Source organism: Halomonas sp. S3-1-1 (assembly GCF_023757625.1).
Taxonomy (GTDB): domain Bacteria; phylum Pseudomonadota; class Gammaproteobacteria; order Pseudomonadales; family Halomonadaceae; genus Vreelandella.
Map to the genome: position 1 here is coordinate 232,511 of NZ_JALGBZ010000001.1, position 22,508 is coordinate 255,018.

The 22,508-nt window shown below is 58.9% G+C and carries 21 protein-coding genes; 13 read left to right on the forward strand and 8 right to left on the reverse strand.

Annotation, left to right across the window (positions count from 1 at the left end):
* The first annotated feature begins 20 nt into the window (after nt 1–20).
* Both MQW23_RS01205 and MQW23_RS01210 read left to right on the forward strand, forming a co-directional pair.
* On the forward strand, nt 21–314 hold the full coding sequence (locus tag MQW23_RS01205; protein ID WP_252105993.1) for a hypothetical protein: 294 nt from the start codon (nt 21–23) through the stop codon (nt 312–314).
* Nucleotides 315–418: 104 nt separating this feature from the next.
* Nucleotides 419–946, forward strand: a complete 528-nt coding sequence (locus MQW23_RS01210; protein WP_252105994.1) for an HPP family protein — start codon at nt 419–421, stop codon at nt 944–946.
* A 2-nt stretch (nt 947–948) separates the two neighbouring features.
* On the opposite strand, the gene MQW23_RS01215 is transcribed toward MQW23_RS01210, so the two are convergent.
* Entirely contained in the window at nt 949–1,509 is a 561-nt protein-coding gene (locus MQW23_RS01215; protein WP_252105995.1) for a gamma-glutamylcyclotransferase, read from the reverse strand.
* 66 nt (nt 1,510–1,575) lie between these two features.
* Between MQW23_RS01215 and MQW23_RS01220 the strand changes: the two genes are divergently transcribed.
* Nucleotides 1,576–2,439 (forward strand): sirohydrochlorin chelatase, encoded by an 864-nt coding sequence (locus MQW23_RS01220; protein ID WP_252105996.1) that lies wholly within the window; start codon nt 1,576–1,578, stop codon nt 2,437–2,439.
* A gap of 48 nt (nt 2,440–2,487) precedes the next feature.
* Here the strand turns inward: MQW23_RS01220 and iolB are convergent, their stop codons facing one another.
* From iolB to MQW23_RS01235, 3 genes are all read right to left on the reverse strand, one after another.
* Nucleotides 2,488–3,291, reverse strand: coding sequence for a 5-deoxy-glucuronate isomerase (iolB, locus tag MQW23_RS01225; RefSeq protein WP_252105997.1), 804 nt, complete (start codon nt 3,289–3,291; stop codon nt 2,488–2,490).
* A gap of 74 nt (nt 3,292–3,365) precedes the next feature.
* Nucleotides 3,366–4,355 (reverse strand): inositol 2-dehydrogenase, encoded by a 990-nt coding sequence (iolG, locus tag MQW23_RS01230; protein WP_252105998.1) that lies wholly within the window; start codon nt 4,353–4,355, stop codon nt 3,366–3,368.
* Nucleotides 4,356–4,411: 56 nt separating this feature from the next.
* Nucleotides 4,412–5,275 carry a MurR/RpiR family transcriptional regulator gene (locus tag MQW23_RS01235; protein WP_252105999.1) on the reverse strand — a complete coding sequence of 288 codons (864 nt, stop codon included), beginning with the start codon at nt 5,273–5,275 and terminating at the stop codon, nt 4,412–4,414.
* 210 nt (nt 5,276–5,485) lie between these two features.
* On the opposite strand from MQW23_RS01235, the gene MQW23_RS01240 reads away from it, so the two are divergent.
* The 10 genes from MQW23_RS01240 to MQW23_RS01285 all read left to right on the forward strand — a co-directional run bounded on the left by MQW23_RS01240 (nt 5,486) and on the right by MQW23_RS01285 (nt 18,590).
* Nucleotides 5,486–6,442 carry a sugar ABC transporter substrate-binding protein gene (locus tag MQW23_RS01240; RefSeq protein WP_252106000.1) on the forward strand — a complete coding sequence of 319 codons (957 nt, stop codon included), beginning with the start codon at nt 5,486–5,488 and terminating at the stop codon, nt 6,440–6,442.
* A 52-nt stretch (nt 6,443–6,494) separates the two neighbouring features.
* Complete coding sequence (locus MQW23_RS01245) at nt 6,495–7,625, forward strand: ABC transporter permease (RefSeq protein WP_252106001.1); 1,131 nt, start codon at nt 6,495–6,497, stop codon at nt 7,623–7,625.
* 1 nt (nt 7,626) lies between these two features.
* Nucleotides 7,627–8,487: an ATP-binding cassette domain-containing protein gene (locus MQW23_RS01250; RefSeq protein ID WP_252106002.1), complete on the forward strand. Its 861-nt coding sequence runs from the start codon at nt 7,627–7,629 to the stop codon at nt 8,485–8,487.
* 9 nt (nt 8,488–8,496) lie between these two features.
* Entirely contained in the window at nt 8,497–9,294 is a 798-nt protein-coding gene (locus MQW23_RS01255; RefSeq protein ID WP_252106003.1) for a TIM barrel protein, read from the forward strand.
* Between the two features lie 110 nt (nt 9,295–9,404).
* Entirely contained in the window at nt 9,405–11,363 is a 1,959-nt protein-coding gene (locus MQW23_RS01260; RefSeq protein WP_252106004.1) for a bifunctional 5-dehydro-2-deoxygluconokinase/5-dehydro-2-deoxyphosphogluconate aldolase, read from the forward strand.
* A 1-nt stretch (nt 11,364) separates the two neighbouring features.
* Nucleotides 11,365–13,212 (forward strand): 3D-(3,5/4)-trihydroxycyclohexane-1,2-dione acylhydrolase (decyclizing), encoded by a 1,848-nt coding sequence (gene iolD / locus MQW23_RS01265; RefSeq protein WP_252106005.1) that lies wholly within the window; start codon nt 11,365–11,367, stop codon nt 13,210–13,212.
* 40 nt (nt 13,213–13,252) lie between these two features.
* Complete coding sequence (iolE, locus tag MQW23_RS01270; protein ID WP_252106006.1) at nt 13,253–14,164, forward strand: myo-inosose-2 dehydratase; 912 nt, start codon at nt 13,253–13,255, stop codon at nt 14,162–14,164.
* A gap of 35 nt (nt 14,165–14,199) precedes the next feature.
* Entirely contained in the window at nt 14,200–15,702 is a 1,503-nt protein-coding gene (locus MQW23_RS01275) for a CoA-acylating methylmalonate-semialdehyde dehydrogenase (protein ID WP_252106007.1), read from the forward strand.
* A gap of 93 nt (nt 15,703–15,795) precedes the next feature.
* On the forward strand, nt 15,796–16,917 hold the full coding sequence (locus tag MQW23_RS01280; protein WP_252106008.1) for a Gfo/Idh/MocA family protein: 1,122 nt from the start codon (nt 15,796–15,798) through the stop codon (nt 16,915–16,917).
* A gap of 80 nt (nt 16,918–16,997) precedes the next feature.
* Nucleotides 16,998–18,590, forward strand: coding sequence for an ABC-F family ATPase (locus MQW23_RS01285; RefSeq protein WP_252106009.1), 1,593 nt, complete (start codon nt 16,998–17,000; stop codon nt 18,588–18,590).
* A 28-nt stretch (nt 18,591–18,618) separates the two neighbouring features.
* Here the strand turns inward: MQW23_RS01285 and MQW23_RS01290 are convergent, their stop codons facing one another.
* From MQW23_RS01290 to MQW23_RS01305, 4 genes are all read right to left on the reverse strand, one after another.
* A complete protein-coding gene (locus tag MQW23_RS01290) occupies nt 18,619–19,206 on the reverse strand; it encodes a cell division protein ZipA C-terminal FtsZ-binding domain-containing protein (protein ID WP_252106010.1) in 588 nt (195 codons plus the stop codon).
* 202 nt (nt 19,207–19,408) lie between these two features.
* A complete protein-coding gene (locus tag MQW23_RS01295; protein WP_252106011.1) occupies nt 19,409–20,527 on the reverse strand; it encodes an alkene reductase in 1,119 nt (372 codons plus the stop codon).
* Nucleotides 20,528–20,627: 100 nt separating this feature from the next.
* Complete coding sequence (locus MQW23_RS01300) at nt 20,628–22,013, reverse strand: YfcC family protein (protein WP_252106012.1); 1,386 nt, start codon at nt 22,011–22,013, stop codon at nt 20,628–20,630.
* A gap of 93 nt (nt 22,014–22,106) precedes the next feature.
* On the reverse strand, nt 22,107–22,493 hold the full coding sequence (locus tag MQW23_RS01305; RefSeq protein ID WP_252106013.1) for a hypothetical protein: 387 nt from the start codon (nt 22,491–22,493) through the stop codon (nt 22,107–22,109).
* Nucleotides 22,494–22,508 lie beyond the last annotated feature (15 nt).

Here is a 22,508-nt window from a genome sequence, read left to right on the forward strand (position 1 = left end):
TTTGATAATGGACAGGACGCATGCAAGCAAACGGATTTTTCGATGAGGTAGGGGAAACCATCGGCGAGGCGATTCGCGTGGTGGTGGAGTTTTTGCTGAGTATTTTTGGCAACTTCTTTGGCGCGTTCGGCGATTTCATCGACGGTCTGACGCGCTCGCTGGGCATCAACGACTCCTTTTTCAGCATTGCCGTGCTGATCATTGGGCTGTTGATTCTGTGGGGCGGCATCAAGTCGTTTTTGCGCGGGTCGATCATCGGCGGGATTATTCAGACCTTCATCGCGCTGTTCATTCTTTCCTGGTTGATGATGTAACGCCCAGCGGTTGAATGAAATTCATCGTCGTATGACGCATTAACATTTGCTTATTTGGTGCGTTTTGAGATCATTTGCACTCATTTGGTGCCTGAGTGAGTGCGATGAAAACCTATCTTGGCAAAATGCGCGGTGAGCCCTTCAAGCGCGCGCGGGTTGGCTGGCAGGATGCGCTCTGGTCCTGGGTCGGCGCGTTTTCCGGTATGGCGCTGATCTGCTGGCTTAGCGCCCACTGGCTTGGCCAACAGTTGCTCATCGTCGGCTCCTTCGGCGCCACCTCGGTCCTGATCTACGCCGCCCCGGAAAGCCCGTTCGCCCAGCCCAGCCACGTGCTGTTCGGAAGTGTGCTGTCCGCTGCGGTGGGCGTGGCCTGCTATCAGCTCTTGGGCGCCACGCCGTTTTCCATGGCACTGGCGGTGTCGCTCTCCATTCTAGTGATGCAATTGACCCACACAGTCCATCCGCCGGGCGCGGCGGCGGCGCTGATCGCCGTCGGCGGCGGGTCGAGCGTTCACGCGCTTGGCTGGTGGTATCCGCTCGCGCCGATCGGCATGGGCTGTGTGGTCATGCTGGTAGTGGCGGTGCTGGTCAACAACCTGGCGCGCCACCGCCGCTACCCGCGTTACTGGTAAGGTCAGAGGCGCTCGAGCTCTGCTTGTAGCGCGAAAATGTGCGCATCGTCCACCTCTAACTCGCGAAGCGCTTGGGCCAGGTTCATCAGGTAGTCACGGTTGGGCCCGCTCGGGCCCACGGCTTCGTGAATATGGCGCGCCATGGTCTCGAGCGGTGCGGGGCCTAAAAATACCGGATTATCCTCGGTCGCCATGTAGACCAGACCCTGTACCTGACGGCCATCGCTGAGATGGAGCGGGGTGATCTCGCGCAGGTAGCCGTTTTTCTCGCGATGATCCAGCGGGGCGAGCGTTTCCTCGCTGATGCGATACGCCATGCCGTGACACACCGCGCCTTTTACGGGGATCAGCGTGGCGACCCGCCCTGGCGCCTCCGGGGTGCCACGGTGGTCGTGAGAGCCTTGCCAGAAGCGCCGCTCCCAGCCGGTGATATAAGCGCTTTGCCGCTCCAGAAAGGGAAAGTCCGCCTTCCAGATCAGCGAGCCGTAGCCGAACAGCCAGATATCGCCGTTATCATCGAACGGTCGGCGGCTTTGATTGACGGCGGTGGTATCGATCAACATGCAGTCGCCAATAAGTGGTTAAAAGGCCATGGTAACATGGCGACAAACGCTCTTTGGGAGGCTTTCATGCGCGCGATTTTTCTGGTCGATAACGGCTCGCTCAAACCCGCCGCCGTGTTCAATCTTCGCCGCGTCGCGGCGGCGCTGAGCGACGCGCTGGGCGAGCCGGTCGCGCCGGCATCGCTATTGCACTCGAACAAGATTCCCGCCGAGCAGCTTGGCGGCGAGCCCGCCCGCACCCTGGGCCCCGCCGCCGAACACCGCGCCGGTGAAGGCGCGCGCGAGATCATCGTCATCCCGTTTTTCTTCGGCGAAAGCCGCGCGCTAACCGACTACCTGCCCAAGCGCATGCGTGAGCTTCAGGAGCGCTTTCCCGAGGTACGCGTGCGTGTGGCGATGCCGCTGGTCGACGAGTACGGCGACAACGACCTGCGCCTGGCTCGCCTTCTGGCCGATAACGTCATGGAGGTGATGCCGGAAGGCGCGCCGCCGCGGGTGGCGCTGGTGGATCACGGCAGTCCGATCTTCGAGGTTACCGCGGTGCGCAACCGTTTGGCGGGGCAGCTAAGCGCGCTTCTGGATGAGCGCGCCGCCTGTGTCGCGCCCGCCTCCATGGAGCGCCGCGACGGCGACGAGTATCGCTTCAACGAGCCGCTTTTAGAGCGGCTGCTGGATCGCCCGGACTTCAGCGACGGCCCGTTAGTGGTGGCGCTACTGTTTCTGTCGCCGGGGCGTCACGCCGGTGAAGGCGGCGATATCGCCGAGATCTGCCGCGAGGCCCAAACACGCCACCCCGGTCTTCAAGTAACGTGCACCCGGCTTGTCGGCGAGCACGAAGGCATCGTCGATATTCTGCGCACGCGGGTTCAGCAAGTGGTCAACAACGAAAGACTTCTCCTGGCTATGCCGGAGCCTGACATCAGGCGTTGACGCACCACGTATCGCGTAACGCCTTGGCTCGGTCGAGGCGCCTAGCGGTCACGTGCGCATCAGCCACTCGTGGTCAGGGTCATTATGAAACTTCCAGGCGCGCTTGGGGCCTGCCATCACGTTCAAGTAGTAAAGCGAATAACCGTGGGGAGCGCCGACTGGGTGATAGCCCTTGGGCACCAGGACGCAGTTGCCATTTTCCACCGCCATGGTTTCATCAAGAGAGCGGTCATCGGTATAGACGCGCTGAAAGGCGAATCCCTGTGGGGGATCGATGCGGTGGTAGTAGGTCTCCTCGAGCAGTGACTCGTGAGGCAAGTTATCCACATCGTGTTTGTGAGGAGGGTAACTCGACCAGTTGCCCGCAGGGGTAAATACCTCGACCACCAGCAGGCTGTCGGCGGGCTCGCTCTCTGGAAGAATATCGTGTACGTGGCGAATGTTGCTGCCCTGACCACGTGTGCTTTGCTTGATGTCGCCCGGCGCGATGTGACGCGGTGAGTGATTGCCATGGCCGGGAGCCGCGCATACCGCGAACTCCAGATCGGTCGTGGCTTCGATGGAGTAGCTCACTTCGTTGGGCAGATAGACGGCGTGAGGCGGAATCTGCTCAAAAATGTCCATCCGCTCGCCGATATCGTCGAAGCGCTGTTCGCCGCAGGTGACATTGGCGCGCCCGGTGAGTAGCACGAGGCAGACTTCCTGATCGGCCGTGCTCGCCTCGATCCGTGCGCCTTGCGTCAGCTGATGGACGCGAAAACCGATATATTTCCAGCCGGCCGAGGCGGGGGTAACGTTGATGATCGTGCCCTGTTCGTCAGGGGTGCCAGGGCGTACCAACAGTGAAGCCATATGACATTGCTCCTTTTTAATAGTGTCTCTTTGCTCGATCATGAGCCGTTTTGACGTACTGGTGGGCCGATCAATCAAGCATCGAGAAGGATCTTGCGTCCTTCACGCATCGAGCGTTCCGCCGCTTCGGCCAAGCGTAGCGCCTCCAGCCCGTCCTGAGCACCGGCCAGAGGTGCGCGCCGCGCTTTCCACGCAGTAACGAAATCATCGATTTCCAACCGGTAGGCCTGCGCGTAACGCTCCAGGAAAAACCATTTCGGTTTTTCTTCGGTTTGACCTGACGTGCCGGTAAAACGTAGTCGCGTATCGCTCTCGTTCTGGGCCTGCACCATACCGTCGCTTCCAAAGGCTTCGATACGTTGATCGTAACCGTAGCAGGCGCGTCGCGAGTTACTGATCTGACAGAGCTTTCCACTGGCGGTCGTCAGTGTGACCATCGCGGTATCGACATCACCTGCCTCACCGATGGCCGGGTCGATCACGCAGCTCCCCACGGCAAAAATGCTTTCGATCGGCTCATCGAGCAGCCAGCGTGCCATATCCAGATCATGAATCATCATGTCGCGGAAAAGCCCGCCGGATGCACCGACGTACTCGGCAGGCGGCGGAGAGGGATCGCGACTGATAATGGTCAAAGTCTCGAGCGCGCCGATACGGCCTTCGGTAATGGCTTCTTTCAGGGCGGTAAACTGAGGGTCGTGGCGTCGATTGAAGCCCAGAGCGCACGTTACCGGATGTTCGCTAAGCACTTGCAGCGCATCTCGGGTGCGCGCTAAATCCAGCGCGATGGGCTTCTCGCAGAGAATCGCCTTACCCGCACGTGCTGCTCTTTCCAGGTAATCCGCGTGGGTCGGTGTACTGGAGGCGATCAAAACGGCATCGATGGTATCGTCTGCAAAAATGTCGTCGGCGTCGACCGCGCGGCTGTCGTACTGCTTGGCTAGCGCCTGCGCGGCAGACGGATCAAAATCTGCCACCGCCGCAAGCGTTACCTCGGGGTGTGAATGGATGGCTTGGGCATGCACCTTGCCGATGCGGCCAGCGCCAATCAGTGCGATTCTCATAATCTCTCCTGTGTTGTTCTTGGCTTTCAGGTATGGCTTGGGCGTCAGCGACTGTTTTATTCATCGTCTTTAGGATCGTTGGCCTTCTCGGCTTCACGCGCTTTGTCCTGGCGCACTCCCAGCGAAATCGCAAGGGCCTGGGTGAGACAAAGCGATGCGGTTAGGCCGCGAAAGCTTTTCACTTCCGCTTCTTGTACGACAAACACTACGTTTGCCAATCGCGCGAGGGGGCTAAGGCTTGAGTCGGTAATCACCACGATGGGCAGGCCACGTTGTTTGGCGTCTTCGCAGGCTTTCTGCGCTTCTTCGGCATAGGGCGAGAAGCTAATAGCGAGAAGGGCATCGTGCTTGCTCATCGCACGTAACTGCTCGCTATACATTCCCCCCAAGCCGCTTACCAGTAAGGCCGGCTTGTCCACATGGGCCAGGGCGTAGGTCATGTAACTTGCGACAACAAAGCTACGCCGGGCGCCCATTACGTGAATGGCATAGGCTTTTTCAAAAATATCCAGCGCTTCTTCCAGTGTGACCGGGTCGATACGGCCCGGCAACTGCTCTAGAACATCGCGATTGGCATCCGCAAATTCCCATAAAAGCTGAGTGCTGTCCGGCGTTTCCCCGGTGGCACTACGTGCTGCTCGGATGCGCTCGGTGTAATTAGGCAGCTCGTTGACAAGTCGATTGCGAAACAGCTGCTGCATCTCGGAAAAACCCTTGAACCCCAAGCTGTTAGCCAAGCGAATTAGCGTGGATGGCGTAACGTCAGCCTGTTCAGCAATTTTAGCCACCGTGGCCAGTGCCACTTCCTGAGGATTGTCGAGCATGAAGCGAGCGGTCTGCTGAAGACGTTTGCTCAACGAACGGTACTCGGTGGCAAGCAGTGCTTCCAGTTCACGGTAATTCTGCGGCGGCTGCGGCATGCATATTCCTCAGCGTTAAATCGTTAATCACTCACTAATCACCGACAAGCAGCGAGTTCTTGTGAAGTCTAATCGAATGAAACAAATATTCCATTTATACCAAAGTTTAGAATAAATAATTTGCAATATCTTCTTTTCAAAATCTATAGTTCATGGCGCCAAGGCAGTTATTGCTACTTTCCCAACCAATAATGATAAGAGGAATTTCTCATGGCACGTCTATCCCAATGGCTTTTGGCCTCAGCGGCCACCACGGCTCTTTTGGCAGGCATCAGTCAGGCTCAAGCTGAGGAGCAGGCTCAAACAGAAAATCGCTTTGTCATGGTGACCCATGGTGTTCCCTCAGACCCTTTCTGGTCGGTGGTAAAAAACGGTGCTGAGGCCGCTGCGCAAACGGTCGGCGCCAGCCTTGAGTACCGTGCACCTTCCACGTTCGATATGGCTCAAATGCAGCAGCTGGTAGAAGCCGCCGTCGCATCAAGCCCAGACGGGTTGATCTTGTCGTTTACCGATGAGGATGCGCTGGGCAGCACTGTTCAAAGCGCGGTCGATAACGGCATTCCGGTCATTACGATCAACTCCGGTGGCGATGTGGCGCGTAACTATGGCGCACGCTTGCACGTCGGCCAAAGTGAATACGAGGCGGGCAAACAGGCCGCCGAGCGCATGCAGGAAATGGGCGTTGAAAAAGGGGTGTGCGTCAACCACGAGCAGGGTAATCAGGGGCTGGATCAGCGCTGCGATGGCTTTGTCGATGGTTTTGAAGGCAACGCTGAGCAGTTAGCGACAACGTACGATCCGACGAATATCCGCAATGCTATTGTTGCTTATCTGAATCAAAACGATGATGTTCGCGGCGTTCTCACGCTGGGTGCGCTTGCGGCTGAGCCCATGATTAGTGCCATGCGCGAACAAGGGGCAACCGATATGTTCACCCTGGGCACGTTTGATCTTTCGCCAGGCATTCTTGAAGCGCTTGACGCCGGTGATCTGGACTTTGCAATCGACCAGCAGCAGTACATGCAAGGTTATCTGCCCGTCATGTTCCTTGATCAGTTCGTCAAAAACGGCCTCCTGCCCGCAGGCGATGTGGCCACAGGCCCAGGCTTTGTGACGCAAGAAAACGCCGCGCAGGTCATTGAGCTGAGCAGCCAAGGCATTCGCTGAGTCTTACCTGTACATAAGGCTCGGCGGTGCCGAGCCTTGGGAGTCGATCGCCATGAATTCCAACGAAATTAAACAGCCCACTGAACCAGCACCCGCCCCCCAGGACGAGCGTATCCAAAGAGTGTCATTTTGGAAGAAAGCGCTAAATAGACCTGAGCTCGGTGCCTTGGCAGGAGCTGTCCTCGTTCTCGCTTTCTTTATAGTGGCTTCGAGTGGTACCGGCATGTTCACGCCAGCGGGGATCATCAATTTTCTCGAGGTAGCCGCACAGCTCGGCATCATTGCCACCGCTGCAGCGCTTTTGATGATTGGCGGTGAATTCGATCTGTCGATTGGCTCGATGATTGGCCTGGCGGGCATCTTGATCGCCATTCCGGCGGTGGAGTATGGCTGGCCACTGTGGGCCGCCATCCTGCTGGCGTTCACCTGTGCAGGCATCGTTGGGTGGATCAACGGCAACTTGGTGAATCGTACGGGCCTGCCCTCTTTCATCGTAACGCTGGGGTTTTTGTTCATCCTGCGTGGGCTGGCGATTGGCGTTAGCCGCTTGCTCACCGGGCGTACTCAGGTGGGCGGTATCCATGATCATATTCCGGGTGACTGGTTCGCCGCGCTTTTCTCTGGTGAGGTCGCGACGGGGGTGTTCAGTTGGATGGCCACCAATGGCTGGATTGCGACCAACTTTGCGGGCAACCCTGTCGTCTCGGGAATCCCCGTTTCCATTGTCTGGTGGCTGGGTTTAACCGCCTTGGCCACTTGGGTGCTGCTATGTACCCCTTATGGTAACTGGATCTTCGCCAGTGGCGGTGATGCCAACGCGGCGCGCAACTCGGGTGTGCCTGTCCACAGGGTCAAGATTTCACTTTTCATGTTTACCGCGTTCTCCGCCACCATTTTCGCCTGCATTCAAGTCATGGATACCGGCTCGGCAGACACTATTCGCGGATTGCTCAAAGAGCTCGAAGCGATTATCGCCGTGGTGATCGGTGGGGCCCTGTTGACCGGTGGCTACGGCTCTGCGGTCGGGGCGGCGCTGGGGGCACTGATCTTTGGCATGGTGCAGATGGGCATCTTCTATACCGGGGTCAACACCGACTGGTTCCAAGTGTTTCTGGGCGTCATGCTGCTGGTCGCCGTGCTGTTCAATAACTACATGCGCAAGAAAGCAATGGAGGCCAAGTAACATGACAACCCGTACTCCAATGATTGAAATGCGCAGTGTCAGCAAACATTTCGGCAGCGTCATCGCCTTGAGCGATATTTCGATGCAGGTCTATTCCGGCGAGGTGATGTGCCTGCTGGGAGACAATGGGGCCGGTAAGTCCACGCTGATTAAAACCCTTTCAGGCGTTCACCAGCCCACACACGGTGACATGTTGCTGGGCGGTGAATCCGTGAGATTCAAATCGCCCGCCTACGCGCTGGATGCGGGGATTGCCACCGTCTTTCAGGATTTGGCGATGGTCCCGCTGATGTCGATTACCCGCAACTTTTTCATGGGGCGTGAACCCACCGTGGGCTGGGGACCCTTGAAGCGTATCGACTGGAAGTATGCCGATCGAATCGCCAAAGAGGAAATGGCGAAAATCGGTATCGATGTACGCGACCCAAGCCAGCCTGTCGGCACGCTCTCCGGTGGCGAACGCCAGTGTGTTGCGATTGCGCGTGCGGTTTACTTTGGTGCCAAGGTGCTGATTCTGGATGAGCCCACGTCAGCGCTTGGAGTTAAACAGGCCTCGGTGGTCTTGCGTTATATCGCTAAAGCCCGTGCCGATGGTTTGGCCGTCATTTTTATTACTCACAACGTTCATCACGCTTATCCGGTGGCCGATGCGTTCACGCTTTTATCGCGTGGCGGAAGCCTGGGCTCTTTCCGTAAAGAGGATATCACCCGCGAAGAAGTGCTCAACATGATGGCCGGCGGCGCTGAGTTGGAGAACCTGGATGCGGAGCTTGCCGAGTTTCAAAGAGATGATCGTGAAAAAAAAGCCAAAGCGAGAAGTACGGATGACCCCGTCGAAGAGCACCTGGTCAACGGCCATTAAGGAGCTTTGATGAACATATCCGCCTCTTCGTCTCCGTTTACCCTCGCCGTCTGTGCCGAAATGGTGTTTTGCGACCTGCCCATGAGCGAACGCATCAAGCGCATCGATGCGCTGGGTTTTCAGGTGGAAATATGGGATTGGACCAAACACGACATAGACGCGCTGGTCGAGAGCGGTGCCACGTTCTCCTCCATGACCGGCTATGTCACCGGTACTCTGGCGGATTCTCATGGTGCTGACGAGCTGCTGAACACGGCCCTTCAGTCAATCGAGGTCGCGAAGCGTCTCGGCATTCCCCGTCTTAACCTCCATGGCACAGGGCTTGATGGCCAGGGCCTTCCGATGACACCTTGCCAATCGCCGACTGGCGCTATGTGGCTCAAAGCGCGGGATACGCTGAATCGGCTGGCGGAGTTGGGCGAACACCACGGCGTCACGTTCGTGCTGGAGAATCTTAATACCGAGGTGGACCATCCTGGCGTGCCGTTTGCCCGGTTGGCCGATGTATTGGCGCTCGTCGAAAGTGTGAATCGCCCAGGTCTTCGCATCATGCTGGATGTGTATCACGCCCAAATTGGTGAAGGCAATCTCATTGAGTTGATACGTCGCTGCGCTCCTTTCATTGGCGAAGTGCAGGTAGCCGATGTGCCTGGGCGGTGTGAACCCGGCACCGGCGAAATCAACTATCCGGCCATTGCCCGAGCACTTCACGACATAGGCTACCGCGGCACGGTGGGGCTGGAGGGCTGGGCATCGATGGACGATGAGCGTGCGCTCAACCGGTTCCGTACAGCCTTTTCACTGTAAATGTCAGTGTATGCCTGACAGGTCAGTCGCTGTTTTCGCCGTCCAAGGCCTTTTTTAAATACCCGATACCCAATATTCAGTACGACTGCGTGTGACGTAGGGAGACTTTTATGCCGAATAATAATAGACAACACCCACCGCTTGATCTGATTTGCCTGGGACGCGTGGCCGTTGACCTTTACGCTGAACAAATTGGTAGCCGTCTTGAGGATGTGGCGAGTTTTGCCAAGTACCTGGGTGGCAGCTCCGGCAATGTCGCTTACGGCACGGCACGGCTGGGATTGAAGTCCGCCATGCTGTCACGGGTAGGCAACGAACAGATGGGCCACTTTGTACGCGAGGAGCTGTCTCGCGTTGGGGTAGACACCACCGCGTTACAAACGGACAACGAACGACATACGGGGCTTGTGTTGCTTGCCTTGAAGGATCGCGAAAGCTTTCCGCTGCTGTTCTATCGGCGAGACTGTGCCGACATGGCGATCGATGCTGATGCCATTGACCCTGATTTCATTGCGCGAGCCAAGGCGCTTGCGATTACCGGCACCCATCTTTCAACCGACACCACCCGCAAGGCCTGCCGTAAAGCGCTGGATGCCGCGGCCAGCGCACAGGTCAAGCGTGTACTGGATATCGACTATCGCCCTGTACTCTGGGGGCTGACCAATCCCGGCGACGGTGAAACCCGCTTTATCGCCGATGAAACAGTGACCCACGACCTGCAGCAGTGGCTGCCGGATTTCGACTTGATCGTGGGTACCGAAGAGGAGTTTCACATCGCAGGCGGCAGCACGGACACGCTGGAGGCGCTTCGCAACGTTCGTCACATCAGTGCCGCCACGCTGGTGTGCAAACTGGGGCCGCTGGGCTGCGTGGTGTTTGAGAGTGACATACCCGCACGCATTGAAGACGGCATTCTTATCGAGGGCGTTCAGGTAGAGGTGCTTAACGTTTTGGGCGCGGGCGATGCCTTCATGAGCGGCCTGCTGCGTGGCTGGCTGCGCGATGAGCCCTGGCGGACCAGCGCTCAGTATGCCAATGCGTGTGGTGCGCTGGTGGTTTCACGCCATGGCTGCGCGCCGGCCATGCCGACCGAGGTCGAATTGCTGGATTACCTGGCACGCCGCCATGATGTTCCTCGGCCGGACAGGGATAAACAGCTGAATCATTTGCACCGTGTCACAACGCGTGTACCCGCGCAGTGGCCAGAAGTGCTGGGGTTGGCGTTTGACCATCGCCGTCAGCTCACCGACATGGCGCGCGATGAACGGGCGGATCCACGCCAATTACCCACACTCAAAAAGCTGCTCGTAACGGCCGCCGAAAAGGGCGCAACCCGGGAGGGGCTGAGGACGCCAGCCATTCTGGTTGACGATGTGCTGGGCCAGGATGCTCTTAACCAGGCAAGTGGGCAGGGCTGGTGGATTGGACGCCCGGTGGAATTACCCGGATCGCGCCCACTTCGCTTTCAGCACGGCGACGATTTGGGGTCCTGCCTTCGCCACTGGCCGCGCGAGCAGATCATCAAGTGCCTCGTTTTCTATCATCCGGACGATGAGATAGCGCTGCGCCTGGAGCAGGAGGAGCGGCTGCGCCAGCTTTACCAATCCGCCTGTTCTCAGGGGCTGGAGCTATTGATCGAGGTGATTCCGCCTGCCGATATGGCGCGCGACGACACGACACTGTCGCGTAGCTTGCAGCGACTTTATAACCTGGGCATCAAACCCGATTGGTGGAAACTGCCCATGATGTCCGATGCCGCCTGGCAGGCCGTCGGCGACATCATCGAGCGTGAAGACGCCTACTGTCGGGGTATCGTTTTGCTGGGCCTGGATGCCCCCATGGCCGACATGAAACATGGCTTCGAAGAAGCGGCCAAGCACCCATGCTGCAAGGGCTTTACGGTGGGTCGCACGCTGTTTGCCAGTGCAAGCCGTGAGTGGTTGGCAGGTCGCATCGATGATGCTCATCTCGTGGAGCAGGTGGCCAGCAACTATGCCGAATTGATTCGAGCGTGGCGGCAATTGAGAAACAGCCAGTCGCAAACCGCGTCACATGCGCAGGAGGCGTGACATGAGCACTATCCGACTCACTATGGCCCAAGCGCTGGTCAAGTATCTAGCGGCCCAGCGTATCGAAATCGACGGCATTGATGTGCCACTGTTTGAAGGGGTATTCGCGATTTTTGGCCATGGCAACGTGGCCGGCCTGGGCGAGGCGCTTTACCAGGTCAAGGAAACGCTACCTACCTATCGTGGCCATAATGAGCAAACCATGACCCATGCGGCGATTGCCTTTGCCAAAGCCAACGGGCGAAAACGGCTGATGGCCGCTACCAGCTCCATTGGCCCTGGGGCCACCAATATGGTGACAGCGGCCGCCCTCGCGCATGCCAACCGGCTACCTGTCTTGTTGTTACCGGGCGATACGTTTGCCACGCGCGCACCGGACCCGGTACTACAGCAGGTCGAGCATTTTGGCGATCCTACGATCAGCGTCAACGACTGCTTCCGCCCCGTATCACGCTATTTTGATCGCATCAGCCGCCCTGAGCAGCTGCTCACCAGCCTGCCTCAAGCGATGGCCACACTGCTTGATCCAGAGCACTGCGGTCCGGCAACCCTTGCTCTCCCTCAGGACGTGCAGACATTCGCTTATGATTACCCGGAGGCTTTTTTTACGCCCAGGGTGCACCGTATTCGCCGCCCGCTACCCACGCCGGACGAATTACACCAAGCCGTTGCCGCCCTCAAACAGGCAAAACGACCGTTGATCGTTGCCGGAGGCGGGGTGCACTACGCGGATGCCTGCCAAACGCTGGCAAATTTTGCACGCGCGCACGGCATACCCGTTGCCGAGTCCCAGGCGGGAAAAGGCGCGTTGGCCGATAGCCACCCCTGTGCCGTAGGCGCCATCGGCGTTACAGGTAGCGCCGCCGCCAACCGCCTGGCGGAGCAGGCGGACGTCATCCTCGCGATCGGAACGCGCCTGCAGGATTTCACGACGGGCTCGCGGGCGCTGTTCGAAAGTAGCGAGAAAACGCTGATAGCCCTGAACGTTGGCCGTTTCGATAGCCTCAAGCATCACGCCATACCCTTGATCTGCGATGCACGCGTTGGCCTGCAACAGTTAAGCGATGCGTTGACCGACTGGAGTGCCTCACAGAACTGGCAGGCCGAGACACAAACACTGAAGCAGGAGTGGGAGCACGTCGTTAAACGCGTCACGGCCGACCAAGGCCTTCTGTTGCCTACCGATGCCCAGGTCATCGGTGCCGTCAATCGCCAGGCGGGAAGTGACGCCACCGTCGTGTGTGCCGCCGGTGGCTTGCCGGGCGAGCTGCACAAGCTGTGGCAGTGTTCAGGCCCGGATAGCTATCACGTAGAGTACGGTTTCTCCTGCATGGGGTATGAGATTGCCGGTGGCCTGGGCGTCAAGATGGCCAAGCCCGAGCGCGAAGTGATCGTCATGGTCGGTGACGGCAGCTATCTGATGCATAACTCGGAGCTCGCTACGTCAATCATGCTGGGCCATAAGCTGATCGTCGTTGTGCTGGATAATCGCGGCTATGGCTGTATCAATCGCCTTCAGCACGCAACGGGCGGTGCCGGTTTCAACAACCTGCTTGAGGATTGTCACAGTATCGAGACGGGTGCGCCCAAAACCGATTTTGCCGCACATGCTCAGTCGCTTGGGTGTCAGGCGGAATCGGTCACCGGTATTGCTGAGCTTGAGCAGGCGCTTGTGCGCGCCCGTCGGGCGAGCGCTACCTACGTGATTGCTTTGGACACGGACCCGCTCCCCAGCACCGAAGAAGGGGGCGCCTGGTGGGAAGTGGCCGTACCCGAGGTGTCTTCCCGGGAGCAGGTCACCAAGGCTTATCAAGGCTACCGCGATGCCAAGCGTCGTCAAGCGCGCTGAGTCGCCTGTTTAACCATCCAATAATCATAAGGAGCACGCCATGCCAACCGTTACGCTGGGCATCAATCCGCTTACCTGGACCAACGACGATTTACCCAGCCTGGGTGCCTTGACGCCGCTGGAAACGTGTTTGCAGGAGGGTCGTGAAGCGGGCTTTACCGGGTTTGAGTTAGGCAACAAGTTCCCGCGCACACCGGATGCCTTGAATAAGGTGTTGAGCGATCATGGACTTACGCTGGTATCAGGCTGGTACTCCGCCCATCTACTGGAGAGAAGCCCCGAAGAGGAGATCGCGGCCATACAGGATCATTTGAACCTGCTCAAACAGTGTGGGGCCAGCGTAATGGTCTTTTGCGAGGTGTCTCGGTGTGTGCACGGCGACCAGCAGCGGCCTCTTTCTCAGCGGCCCCATCTCTCTGAAGCGGATTGGCAACGCTTAACTAGCGGGCTGGAGGTGGTGGGCGATTATCTCAAGTCGCAAGGCATTCAACTGGTGTATCACCACCATTTAGGCACGGTGATTGAAAGCCAGGCGGACGTCGAGCGACTGATGGATAGCACACGCGACAGCGTGGGGTTACTGCTCGATTTTGGGCATTTGCGCGGCGCAGGCGGTGACCCGCTCACCATCGCCAAGCGTTACAGCACGCGAATTCACCATGTGCATTGCAAGGATCTGCGCTTCCCGGTGCTTGAGAGTGTACGCAACCGCGATAAAAGCTTTTTAAACGGCGTGCTGGACGGCCTCTTTACCGTGCCAGGCGATGGCGATGTGGATTTCTTACCGGCGCTAACGCATCTCTGCGAGCAGGGGTATCAAGGCTGGCTCGTTGTCGAGGCCGAACAGGACCCCGAAGTCGCCCATCCACTCACCTATGCCCGTTTGGGGTATCGCAATCTGCGCCGCCTTGCCGAGCAGGCAGGCTTCGATGTTGCCCAGACCCCCCATTAGGCAGCGCCAGCACTATTCGTTAATCAGGAGTTTGCATGAAAACGTTACCCCATTATCTTAACGGCCAGCTTACGTCTGACATCAGCGAGCGCTACGCGCCGGTGTACAACCCGGCGACCGGCGAACAAAGCGCTCAGGTGATGCTGGCGAGCGCTGATGAGACCCGTGAAGCTGTACGCATTGCAGATGAAGCCTTTATCGGCTGGGCAAAAACCTCACCGCTCAAACGCGCGCGTATTCTCTTCAAATTCAAGGCCCTGGTTGAAGAGCATGCCGATGAACTGGCACGGCTGATTTCCAGCGAACACGGAAAGGTATTTTCTGATGCCAAGGGGGAAGTGACGCGTGGGCTGGAAGTCGTTGAGTTCGCCTGCGGTATTCCGCATCTGCAAAAAGGTGAGCACTCCATGAATGTGGGCACCGGGGTGGATAGCTACTCGATGATGCAGCCGCTGGGCGTCTGTGCGGGTATCTCGCCGTTCAACTTTCCCGCCATGGTGCCCATGTGGATGTTTCCCATTGCGTTGGCCTGCGGCAACACTTTTGTCATGAAACCGTCGGAGAAAGATCCTTCCACGCCGCTGCGTTTGGCCGAGCTGTTGAGCGAGGCGGGGCTGCCAGCGGGCGTGTTTAACGTCGTCAATGGCGATAAGGAAGCCGTCGATGTCCTGCTCACGGATGAGCGTGTTCAGGCGGTGAGTTTTGTCGGTTCAACGCCGATTGCCGAATACATCTACGCGACGGCATCGGCCCATGGCAAGCGTGTTCAGGCGCTGGGCGGGGCTAAAAACCATATGGTGATCATGCCCGATGCGGATCTTGATCAGGCCGTCAGCGCGCTCATGGGCGCCGCCTACGGGTCAGCGGGCGAGCGCTGCATGGCTATTTCCGTCGCGGTTCCGGTGGGCGAGAACACGGCTAACCGGCTGAGAGAAAAGCTGGTTGCCGAACTGGCGAATCTGACCGTAGGACCCGGTTTGGTCGACGGCCCCGACAACGATATGGGGCCGCTCATCACTGGCGAGCATCGCGACAAGGTTGCGGGGTATATCCAGGCCGGCGTTGATGAAGGCGCGGAGCTCGTCGTCGATGGTCGCCAGGCCGCGATCGAAGGAGCAGGAGAGGGCTACTTCATTGGGGGAACACTCTTTGACCATGTAACGCCCGCCATGCGCATCCATTCAGAAGAGATATTTGGGCCCGTTTTATCCATTGCGCGCGCCGCCAGTTTTGACGATGCGGTGACGATGATCAATTCCCATGAATACGGCAATGGAACGGCCATTTTCACCCGTGATGGCGATGCCGCGCGCCAATTCTGCGAACAGATCCAGGTCGGGATGGTCGGCGTCAATGTACCGATTCCCGTTCCCATGGCGTTTCATAGTTTTGGGGGCTGGAAGCGTTCGCTGTTTGGCCCCTTGCACATGCACGGTCCCGACGGCGTGCGCTTCAATACGCGTATGAAAACGATCACTCAGCGCTGGCCCGATGGTATTCGTGAAGAGTCCAACCACTTTTCGATGCCCACCATGTAAGGCCTGGTGAAGGGCGAGGCAAACGCCGGGCGCTGCCCGGCGTTTGCTTATGGCATGCCTTGTTTCAAGGCTTCGTTGACAGGAATCATTACAATGAAAACGCTTACGATTGGTTTGATTGGAACGGGGTTCATGGGTAAAGCGCATTCCATTGCGTTCAATGCAGCCCCCAGCGTTTTTGATCTTCCGGCACAACCTGTGTGTGAGCTGCTGGCGGATGTAAACCTCGAGGTGGCAAAAAGCCGAGCGAAGGCCTGGGGGTTTACTCGTGCCACGGACGACTGGCGCGCCCTGGTGTCAGACAGTGAGTTAGATGTGGTGGATATTTGCGCGCCCAACTTTCTGCACAAGGAGATGGCGCTAGCCGCCATTGCAGCGGGTAAGCATGTGTATGCTGAAAAGCCGTTGGCGCTCAGCACCGCCGACGCGCAAGAGATGGCCACGGCTGCCCAGCAGGCCGGGGTAAAAACGCTGGTCGGCTTCAACTACATTCGTAACTCCGCCACACAGCTAGCGCGTGACATGGTGGCCAGTGGCGAGATTGGCGAGTTGATCCATTTTCGCGGACGGCACAATGAAGATTACCTGCTTGATCCCCAAAAACCTCACGATTGGCATACAAAGCGGGCCACGGCAGGTGCTGGTGCTTTAGGGGATGTGGGGTCGCACATTCTCAATATGGCCGAATTCTTGACCGGGCAGCGCATTACCTCGGTGTGCGGTCAGCTGCAGACGGTGATTGCCACGCGGGCCACGGCGGATGGTAGCGGCAGGGCAGCGGTAGAAAACGATGACCAGGCCCAGGCAATGCTGCGCTTTGGCAATGGTTTGATCGGCAATATCGAGACATCGCGCGTGGCGGCGGGTAGAAAGATGGGGCTGGCTTATACGCTAACGGGGACTAAAGGCGCGATCATCTTCGACCAGGAGCGCATGAGCGAGCTGCAGCTATATCGCCACGAAGCCGATAGCGGCCGGCGTGGGTTTACGACGCTGCTAACCGGCCCCGAACACCCTGACTATGCGGCCTTCAGCCCCGCTCCTGGCCATGGCCTGGGTTATAACGATCAAAAGATCATCGAAGTGCGCGATCTGGTAGAGGGAATTATTAACCATCGTCCGCTGTATCCTGACTTTCAAGAGGCCGTGCGTGTTAATCGATTGATTGATGCCATCGAGGCTTCGCACAGAGCGGGGCAGTGGGTTGAGGTCTAATGATGGGTGAATGCTTGCCCAAGAGCGCGTAGAATCGCGGGCCTTTAAGCGCTATCTCTACGCCAACCAGGGTCCTCATCTTGATCGCCACCGCCAATATCACCATGCAGTTTGGGGCCAAGCCCCTGTTCGAGAACGTCTCGGTCAAATTCAACAACGGCAACCGCTACGGCTTGATCGGCGCTAACGGCTGCGGCAAGTCGACCTTCATGAAGATTCTTGGCGGTGAGCTGGAGCCCTCGGCCGGCCAGGTGATGCTCGATAGCAGCACCCGGCTAGGTAAGCTGCGCCAGGACCAGTTCGCGTTTGAAAATGAGCGCGTGATCGACACCGTCGTCATGGGCAACGCCGAGCTTTGGAAAGTCGCCGCCGAGCGTGAGCGCATCTACTCGATGGCCGAGATGAGCGAAGAGGACGGCATGGCCGTAGCGGATCTCGAGGTGCGCTTCGCCGAGCTCGACGGCTACACCGCCGAAGCGCGCGCCGGCGAGCTGCTGCTGGGCCTGGGGATTCCGCTGGAGCAGCATTTTGGCCCGATGAGTGAGGTCGCGCCGGGCTGGAAACTGCGCGTGCTGCTCGCCCAGGCGCTGTTTTCCGACCCGGACGTGCTCTTGCTCGACGAGCCGACCAACCACCTGGACATCAACACCATTCGCTGGCTCGAGGACATTCTGAAAGCGCGCAGCAGCACCATGGTGATCATCTCTCACGACCGCCACTTTTTGAACAGCGTCTGCACCCACATGGCGGATCTGGACTACGGCGAGATCACGCTGTTCCCGGGTAACTACGACGACTACATGACCGCCGCCACCGCGGCGCGTGAGCGCCAGCACGCGGACAACGCCAAGAAGAAGGCGCAGATCGCCGAGCTTCAGCAGTTCGTCAGCCGCTTCTCCGCGAACGCCTCCAAGGCGAAGCAGGCGACGTCCCGTGCGCGCCAGATCGACAAGATCAAGCTCGAGGATATCAAGCCCTCGAGCCGGGTCAGCCCGTTCATCCGCTTCGATCAGAACAAGAAGATTCACCGTAATGCGCTTGCCGTCGAGGCGATCACCAAGGGCTATGAAGGCAACAAGCCGCTGTTCGAGCGCTTCTCGATGGGTGTGGAGGCCGGTGAGCGGATCGCGATCATCGGCCCCAACGGCATCGGCAAAACGACGCTGTTGAGGACGCTGGCCGGCGATTTCGCGCCAGACAGCGGCGAAGTGAAGTGGACCGATGCCGCCGAGCTTGGCGTGTTCGCTCAGGATCATGCGGCGGACTTCGCCGAAGATGCCACGCTGTTCGAATGGATGGGGCAGTGGACGCAAGGCGGGGAGCAGGTCGTACGCGGCGCGCTCGGGCGGATGCTGTTTTCAAGCGATGATATCAATAAATCGGTGAAGGTGATCTCCGGTGGCGAGCAGGGCCGGATGCTGTTTGGTAAGTTAACGCTAACCAACCCCAACGTGCTGCTGATGGACGAGCCCACCAACCACCTCGATATGGAATCGATCGAGGCGCTCAACCTGGCGCTCGAGAACTACCCGGGCACGCTCGTATTCGTCAGCCACGACCGCGAGTTCGTCTCAAGCCTTGCCACCCGTATCATCGACATGCAGCCGGACGGCATCGTCGATTTCAGCGGCAGCTACGACGACTACCTGCGAAGCCAAGGCCTGGTGGCTTAACGATCGACCGGTGTGGTAATTGGGCGGTTCAGCCGAGAATGGTCTGGTAGGTGACCTCGGACACCGGGTTCTGCTCGCTATCGAGAATCTGGCCGCGGAAGGTGTCGTTCATCTCCTTGGCCAGCGCCACGTAGACGTGCATCTGCTGGTTGCGGCGCCGATGCAGCGGCGGCTTGACCAGCAGGCTTACGCCGCGCACGGTACCGTTGCTTTCACCGCTGAGCAGGTCCGCCATTTCCCCCGGCGGGTAGGCGTTGGCAATGACGATCGGGTTGGAGCGTTTGTGCCCGTCGATCAAAAACACCTTTTTTAGACTATCGAAGCGTGCGTTCTTGCCCCGTAACCACTCGGTGAGGCGCTCGTCGGTGGTGGCATCCGGGTGGGCGAAGATCACGAATAGCGAGTGCTGGCGGGTGCGCGGGGTGGCGGCTTTGGGTACGCTCGGCATTGTTTCCGAAATCTCGGATGATCGCGCGGGCTTGGGGGGCGGCGCTACGCGGCGCGCCTTGAAGGGGCGCTTCGTTGAGTTCTTTAGATACCAGAAGATCGCAATTGCCAGCACGCCCAGCAGCAGCGAAAAACCCGCCAATAAAAAGGGAAGGGAACTACTGTCCATTTTGTCACCCCGAGCCTGATCAGAACATTAGGGACGTCGTCACCCGATCCGTGTCGGGACGTCTTACCCAATAGTACCGATAAAGTAGGTGAAAATGACCGTTTTGACATGTGCTAGCGTACAAAAAAAGCACCACGAGCGTGGTGCTTTTGATCAATCAAACGTGGATTAAAAAGGTTAATAACCTGTTTTAAAACAGCGCTTATTGCTGGTGGTCGTAACCGTTGTCCAAAAACGGATAGTCGGTATAGCCTTTTTCATCGCCGCCGTAGAAAGTGTCGTGATCCGGCTCGTTGAGCGCGGCGTTCTGACGGAAGCGCTCAACCAGATCCGGGTTGGCGATATAGGGGCGGCCGTACGCGATGAAGTCGCTGTTACCGCTTTTAACCATCGCCTCGCCTTTCTCGGCGTCGTAGTGGCCGCAGTAGATGATGCTGCCGTTGAAGCGCTCGCGCATCCGCTCGCGGAAACCGTCCGGGAAGGTGTTGTCGCCGCCGGCCCAGTTCGGCTCGTTGAGGTGGATATAGGCGATCTCGCGCTTGGCAAGCTCGTCGGCGAGATACAGCGCCATCTCTTCGGGCTCATCATCGGTCAAGCCGAAAATCTCGATGAAGGGCGTCAGGCGAATGCCCACACGGTCGGCGCCGTACACCTCGATCACCGCATCAACCACTTCGAGCGGGAAGCGCGCGCGGTTCTCGATCGAGCCGCCGTAGCGATCAGAACGCTTATTGGTGCCGGTGGCCAAAAACTGGTTGAGCAGGTAGGCGTTGGCCGCGTGGACTTCCACCATATCGAAACCAGCGTTTTTGGCGCGCTGGGCTGCCTGGCGGTAATCCTCGACGATGCCCGGGATCTCGTCGGTTTCCAGCGCCCGCGGCGTGCTGGCCGGGTGCTGACCGGCGCTACCGTCTTCGAATTCGACAAAGGCCTGGGCGCCTTCACCCTTGAGGGCGCTCGGGGCGACCGGCTTCTGGCCGTCCGGCTGAACCATTTCGTGGGAAACGCGCCCAACGTGCCAGAGCTGCAGCGCGATGCGCCCGCCCTTGGCATGCACGGCGTCGACCACGCCTTTCCAGCCGGCCTGCTGCTCGTCGGTCCAGATGCCCGGGGTATAAACGTAGCCGCGAGCGGTCGGCGAGATGTTGGTCGCCTCTGAGATGATCAGCCCGGCACCGGCGCGCTGGCCATAGTAGGCGCGCTGCAATTCGCCGGGCACGCTGTCCGGGGTGCGTGCGCGGGTCAGCGGCGCCATGATCACGCGGTTGGGAAGCGTCAGGCTGCCAAGCTGGGTCGGGGCGAGAAGCGTTTCGAACGCCATGAGCAAACTCCTTCTTGCGGATAAATAAGTCAGACCACCAACAATAGACCAGTTTACTATTATTCGCCAGCGGACCGAGAAATCGGCCCGCCGACATCACTCAATAGCCTACAACGTGGCCCAGCACCAACCCCGCGAAGCTTAAAAGATAGACCATCGCCATGAAGGGGAGGATGGCCTTGAGCCACTGCTCGTAGCTAACACGCCCCAGCGCGATCATCGCCAGCATTCCGCCGGAGGTGGGAATGATTAGGTTGGTCAGCCCGTCGCCGACCTGAAAGGCGGTGATCATGAGCTGGCGGCTGATGCCGACCAGATCCGCCAGCGGAATCAGAATCGGCATGGTCACCAGCGCCTGGCCGGAGCCCGAGGGCACGAACAGGTTGATCACGCCCTGGAGGACGCTTGCAAGGATGGCCGTGAGTGCGGCGGGTACGCCGCTCAAAAGCCCGCTCAGCCCATAGACGATGGTGTCGATGATCGACGCCTCGTTGAGGATGACCTGAATCGACGCCGCGAGGCCAATGACCATCGCCCCAGCGGTGACGCTCGAGGCGCCTTCGATCAAGCGCGCAACGATGCCGTTGGGCGAGAGCCCGTTCAGCGCACCGATCACGATCGCCATTAACAAAAACATGGCGGCGATTTCATTGATGTACCAGCCGCGGGTGAACACGCCGTAAAGCATGACCGCAAGCCCGCCGACGAAAGCCGCAAGCGTCGCCAGGTTACGCTGGCTCAGCGTGTACTCGTTCAAGGGGCGGCTCATGCCCGCGGCGTCCGGCGACTCCTTGAACGGCATGGGCACCACGCGTTTGCAGATGTAGAGTGCCAATAGGCTGAGCGAGCACAGCAGCAAAAGCGTGCGAAGCCAGGCGCCGGAAAAGGTGGGAAGCTCGGCGATGCCCTGAGCCACGCCCACGGTATAGGGGTTGATCGGTGACAGCGCAAACCCTACGCCGATACCGCCTACCGCCATGGTGGTGCCGACCAGGCTCGAACAGCCGATGGCGCTGGCGATCAGCACTGCAATCGGCACCAGGGCAATATTGTTTTCATAGCCCACGGCGACGCCGAAAAAGCCGTAGATGAAGGTGCCCACGGTAATGATCAGGTTGCGCCGTTGAACGCCGACCTTGTTCACCGCCACGCCGATAGCGTTTTCCAGCGCCCCGGTCTTTTGCAGGATATGAAAGAGCCCGCCGGCGATGAACACGATGAACAGGTACTGCGAGGCGTTGATCAGCCCTTGAGGAATCGCCACGAAGATATCGAAAGGGGCGATCGCGGCGACATCCTCCAAATAGCGAAACGATTCCGGCACCACCAGGGTACGCCCGGCCTCGGTTACGCGTTCGAACTCCCCGGCGGGAATGATGAAGGTCAGCAGGTAGGTCGCGACCAGAATCATGAAGATCAGGACCATGGGATCCGGCACCGTGCGGTACCAGCGGGTTGGCGTATCAGGAGTGGGAGCGGGCGTCATGAGGGGCCTTTTCGCGGGTGTCGTGTAAGGCGGCCGATCGACTCGGGCGCCGGGCGAAGAAGGCGTATCTTACCAGTGGCCGCTAGCGTGGAATCAAGACGACCAGAACCAGCGCTTTTTAGGCGCCGGCGCCGCCGCGCTCAAAAGCGCCGCGTTAAGGGTGAGGACGATGGCGCCGAGCTGGCGATGACAAAACGCGCTGCTCAAGACGCCGGGGCACTGTTTGAGCAGCAGCTCGCACTGGTTGGAGGCAAGGCAGAGTTTCGCGTGAGCATCAAAAGGCAAAACGGAGGTGGCCTCTTCGCTCACGCGGGCAAGCTCACCGGCGAGCATCGAAAGCGTGCCGGTATCGAGCCAGCAGGGCAGCGGGTCCTCCAGGCGCGGGGCGATCGAGTGCTGCATCGCTTCAAAAGAAGTGCGCAGAAACAAAACGCTCTGGCGAAGCTGGCGCTGATCCTTGGGTACACTCCACCGTTTCATGCGGGATCTCCTAAG

Excerpts from the sequence above, each read along its gene's own strand:
- MQW23_RS01235 (WP_252105999.1), bottom strand. The coding sequence starts at position 5,275 with ATGCCGCAGCCGCCGCAGAATTACCGTGAACTGGAAGCACTGCTTGCC.
- iolD (WP_252106005.1), top strand. The coding sequence starts at position 11,365 with ATGAGCACTATCCGACTCACTATGGCCCAAGCGCTGGTCAAGTATCTA.
- MQW23_RS01215 (WP_252105995.1), bottom strand. The coding sequence starts at position 1,509 with ATGTTGATCGATACCACCGCCGTCAATCAAAGCCGCCGACCGTTCGAT.
- iolE (WP_252106006.1), top strand. The coding sequence starts at position 13,253 with ATGCCAACCGTTACGCTGGGCATCAATCCGCTTACCTGGACCAACGAC.
- MQW23_RS01245 (WP_252106001.1), top strand. The coding sequence starts at position 6,495 with ATGAATTCCAACGAAATTAAACAGCCCACTGAACCAGCACCCGCCCCC.
- MQW23_RS01250 (WP_252106002.1), top strand. The coding sequence starts at position 7,627 with ATGACAACCCGTACTCCAATGATTGAAATGCGCAGTGTCAGCAAACAT.
- MQW23_RS01240 (WP_252106000.1), top strand. The coding sequence starts at position 5,486 with ATGGCACGTCTATCCCAATGGCTTTTGGCCTCAGCGGCCACCACGGCT.
- iolB (WP_252105997.1), bottom strand. The coding sequence starts at position 3,291 with ATGGCTTCACTGTTGGTACGCCCTGGCACCCCTGACGAACAGGGCACG.
- MQW23_RS01205 (WP_252105993.1), top strand. The coding sequence starts at position 21 with ATGCAAGCAAACGGATTTTTCGATGAGGTAGGGGAAACCATCGGCGAG.
- MQW23_RS01300 (WP_252106012.1), bottom strand. The coding sequence starts at position 22,013 with ATGACGCCCGCTCCCACTCCTGATACGCCAACCCGCTGGTACCGCACG.
- MQW23_RS01305 (WP_252106013.1), bottom strand. The coding sequence starts at position 22,493 with ATGAAACGGTGGAGTGTACCCAAGGATCAGCGCCAGCTTCGCCAGAGC.
- MQW23_RS01260 (WP_252106004.1), top strand. The coding sequence starts at position 9,405 with ATGCCGAATAATAATAGACAACACCCACCGCTTGATCTGATTTGCCTG.
- iolG (WP_252105998.1), bottom strand. The coding sequence starts at position 4,355 with ATGAGAATCGCACTGATTGGCGCTGGCCGCATCGGCAAGGTGCATGCC.
- MQW23_RS01210 (WP_252105994.1), top strand. The coding sequence starts at position 419 with ATGAAAACCTATCTTGGCAAAATGCGCGGTGAGCCCTTCAAGCGCGCG.
- MQW23_RS01275 (WP_252106007.1), top strand. The coding sequence starts at position 14,200 with ATGAAAACGTTACCCCATTATCTTAACGGCCAGCTTACGTCTGACATC.
- MQW23_RS01280 (WP_252106008.1), top strand. The coding sequence starts at position 15,796 with ATGAAAACGCTTACGATTGGTTTGATTGGAACGGGGTTCATGGGTAAA.
- MQW23_RS01290 (WP_252106010.1), bottom strand. The coding sequence starts at position 19,206 with ATGGACAGTAGTTCCCTTCCCTTTTTATTGGCGGGTTTTTCGCTGCTG.
- MQW23_RS01255 (WP_252106003.1), top strand. The coding sequence starts at position 8,497 with ATGAACATATCCGCCTCTTCGTCTCCGTTTACCCTCGCCGTCTGTGCC.
- MQW23_RS01220 (WP_252105996.1), top strand. The coding sequence starts at position 1,576 with ATGCGCGCGATTTTTCTGGTCGATAACGGCTCGCTCAAACCCGCCGCC.
- MQW23_RS01295 (WP_252106011.1), bottom strand. The coding sequence starts at position 20,527 with ATGGCGTTCGAAACGCTTCTCGCCCCGACCCAGCTTGGCAGCCTGACG.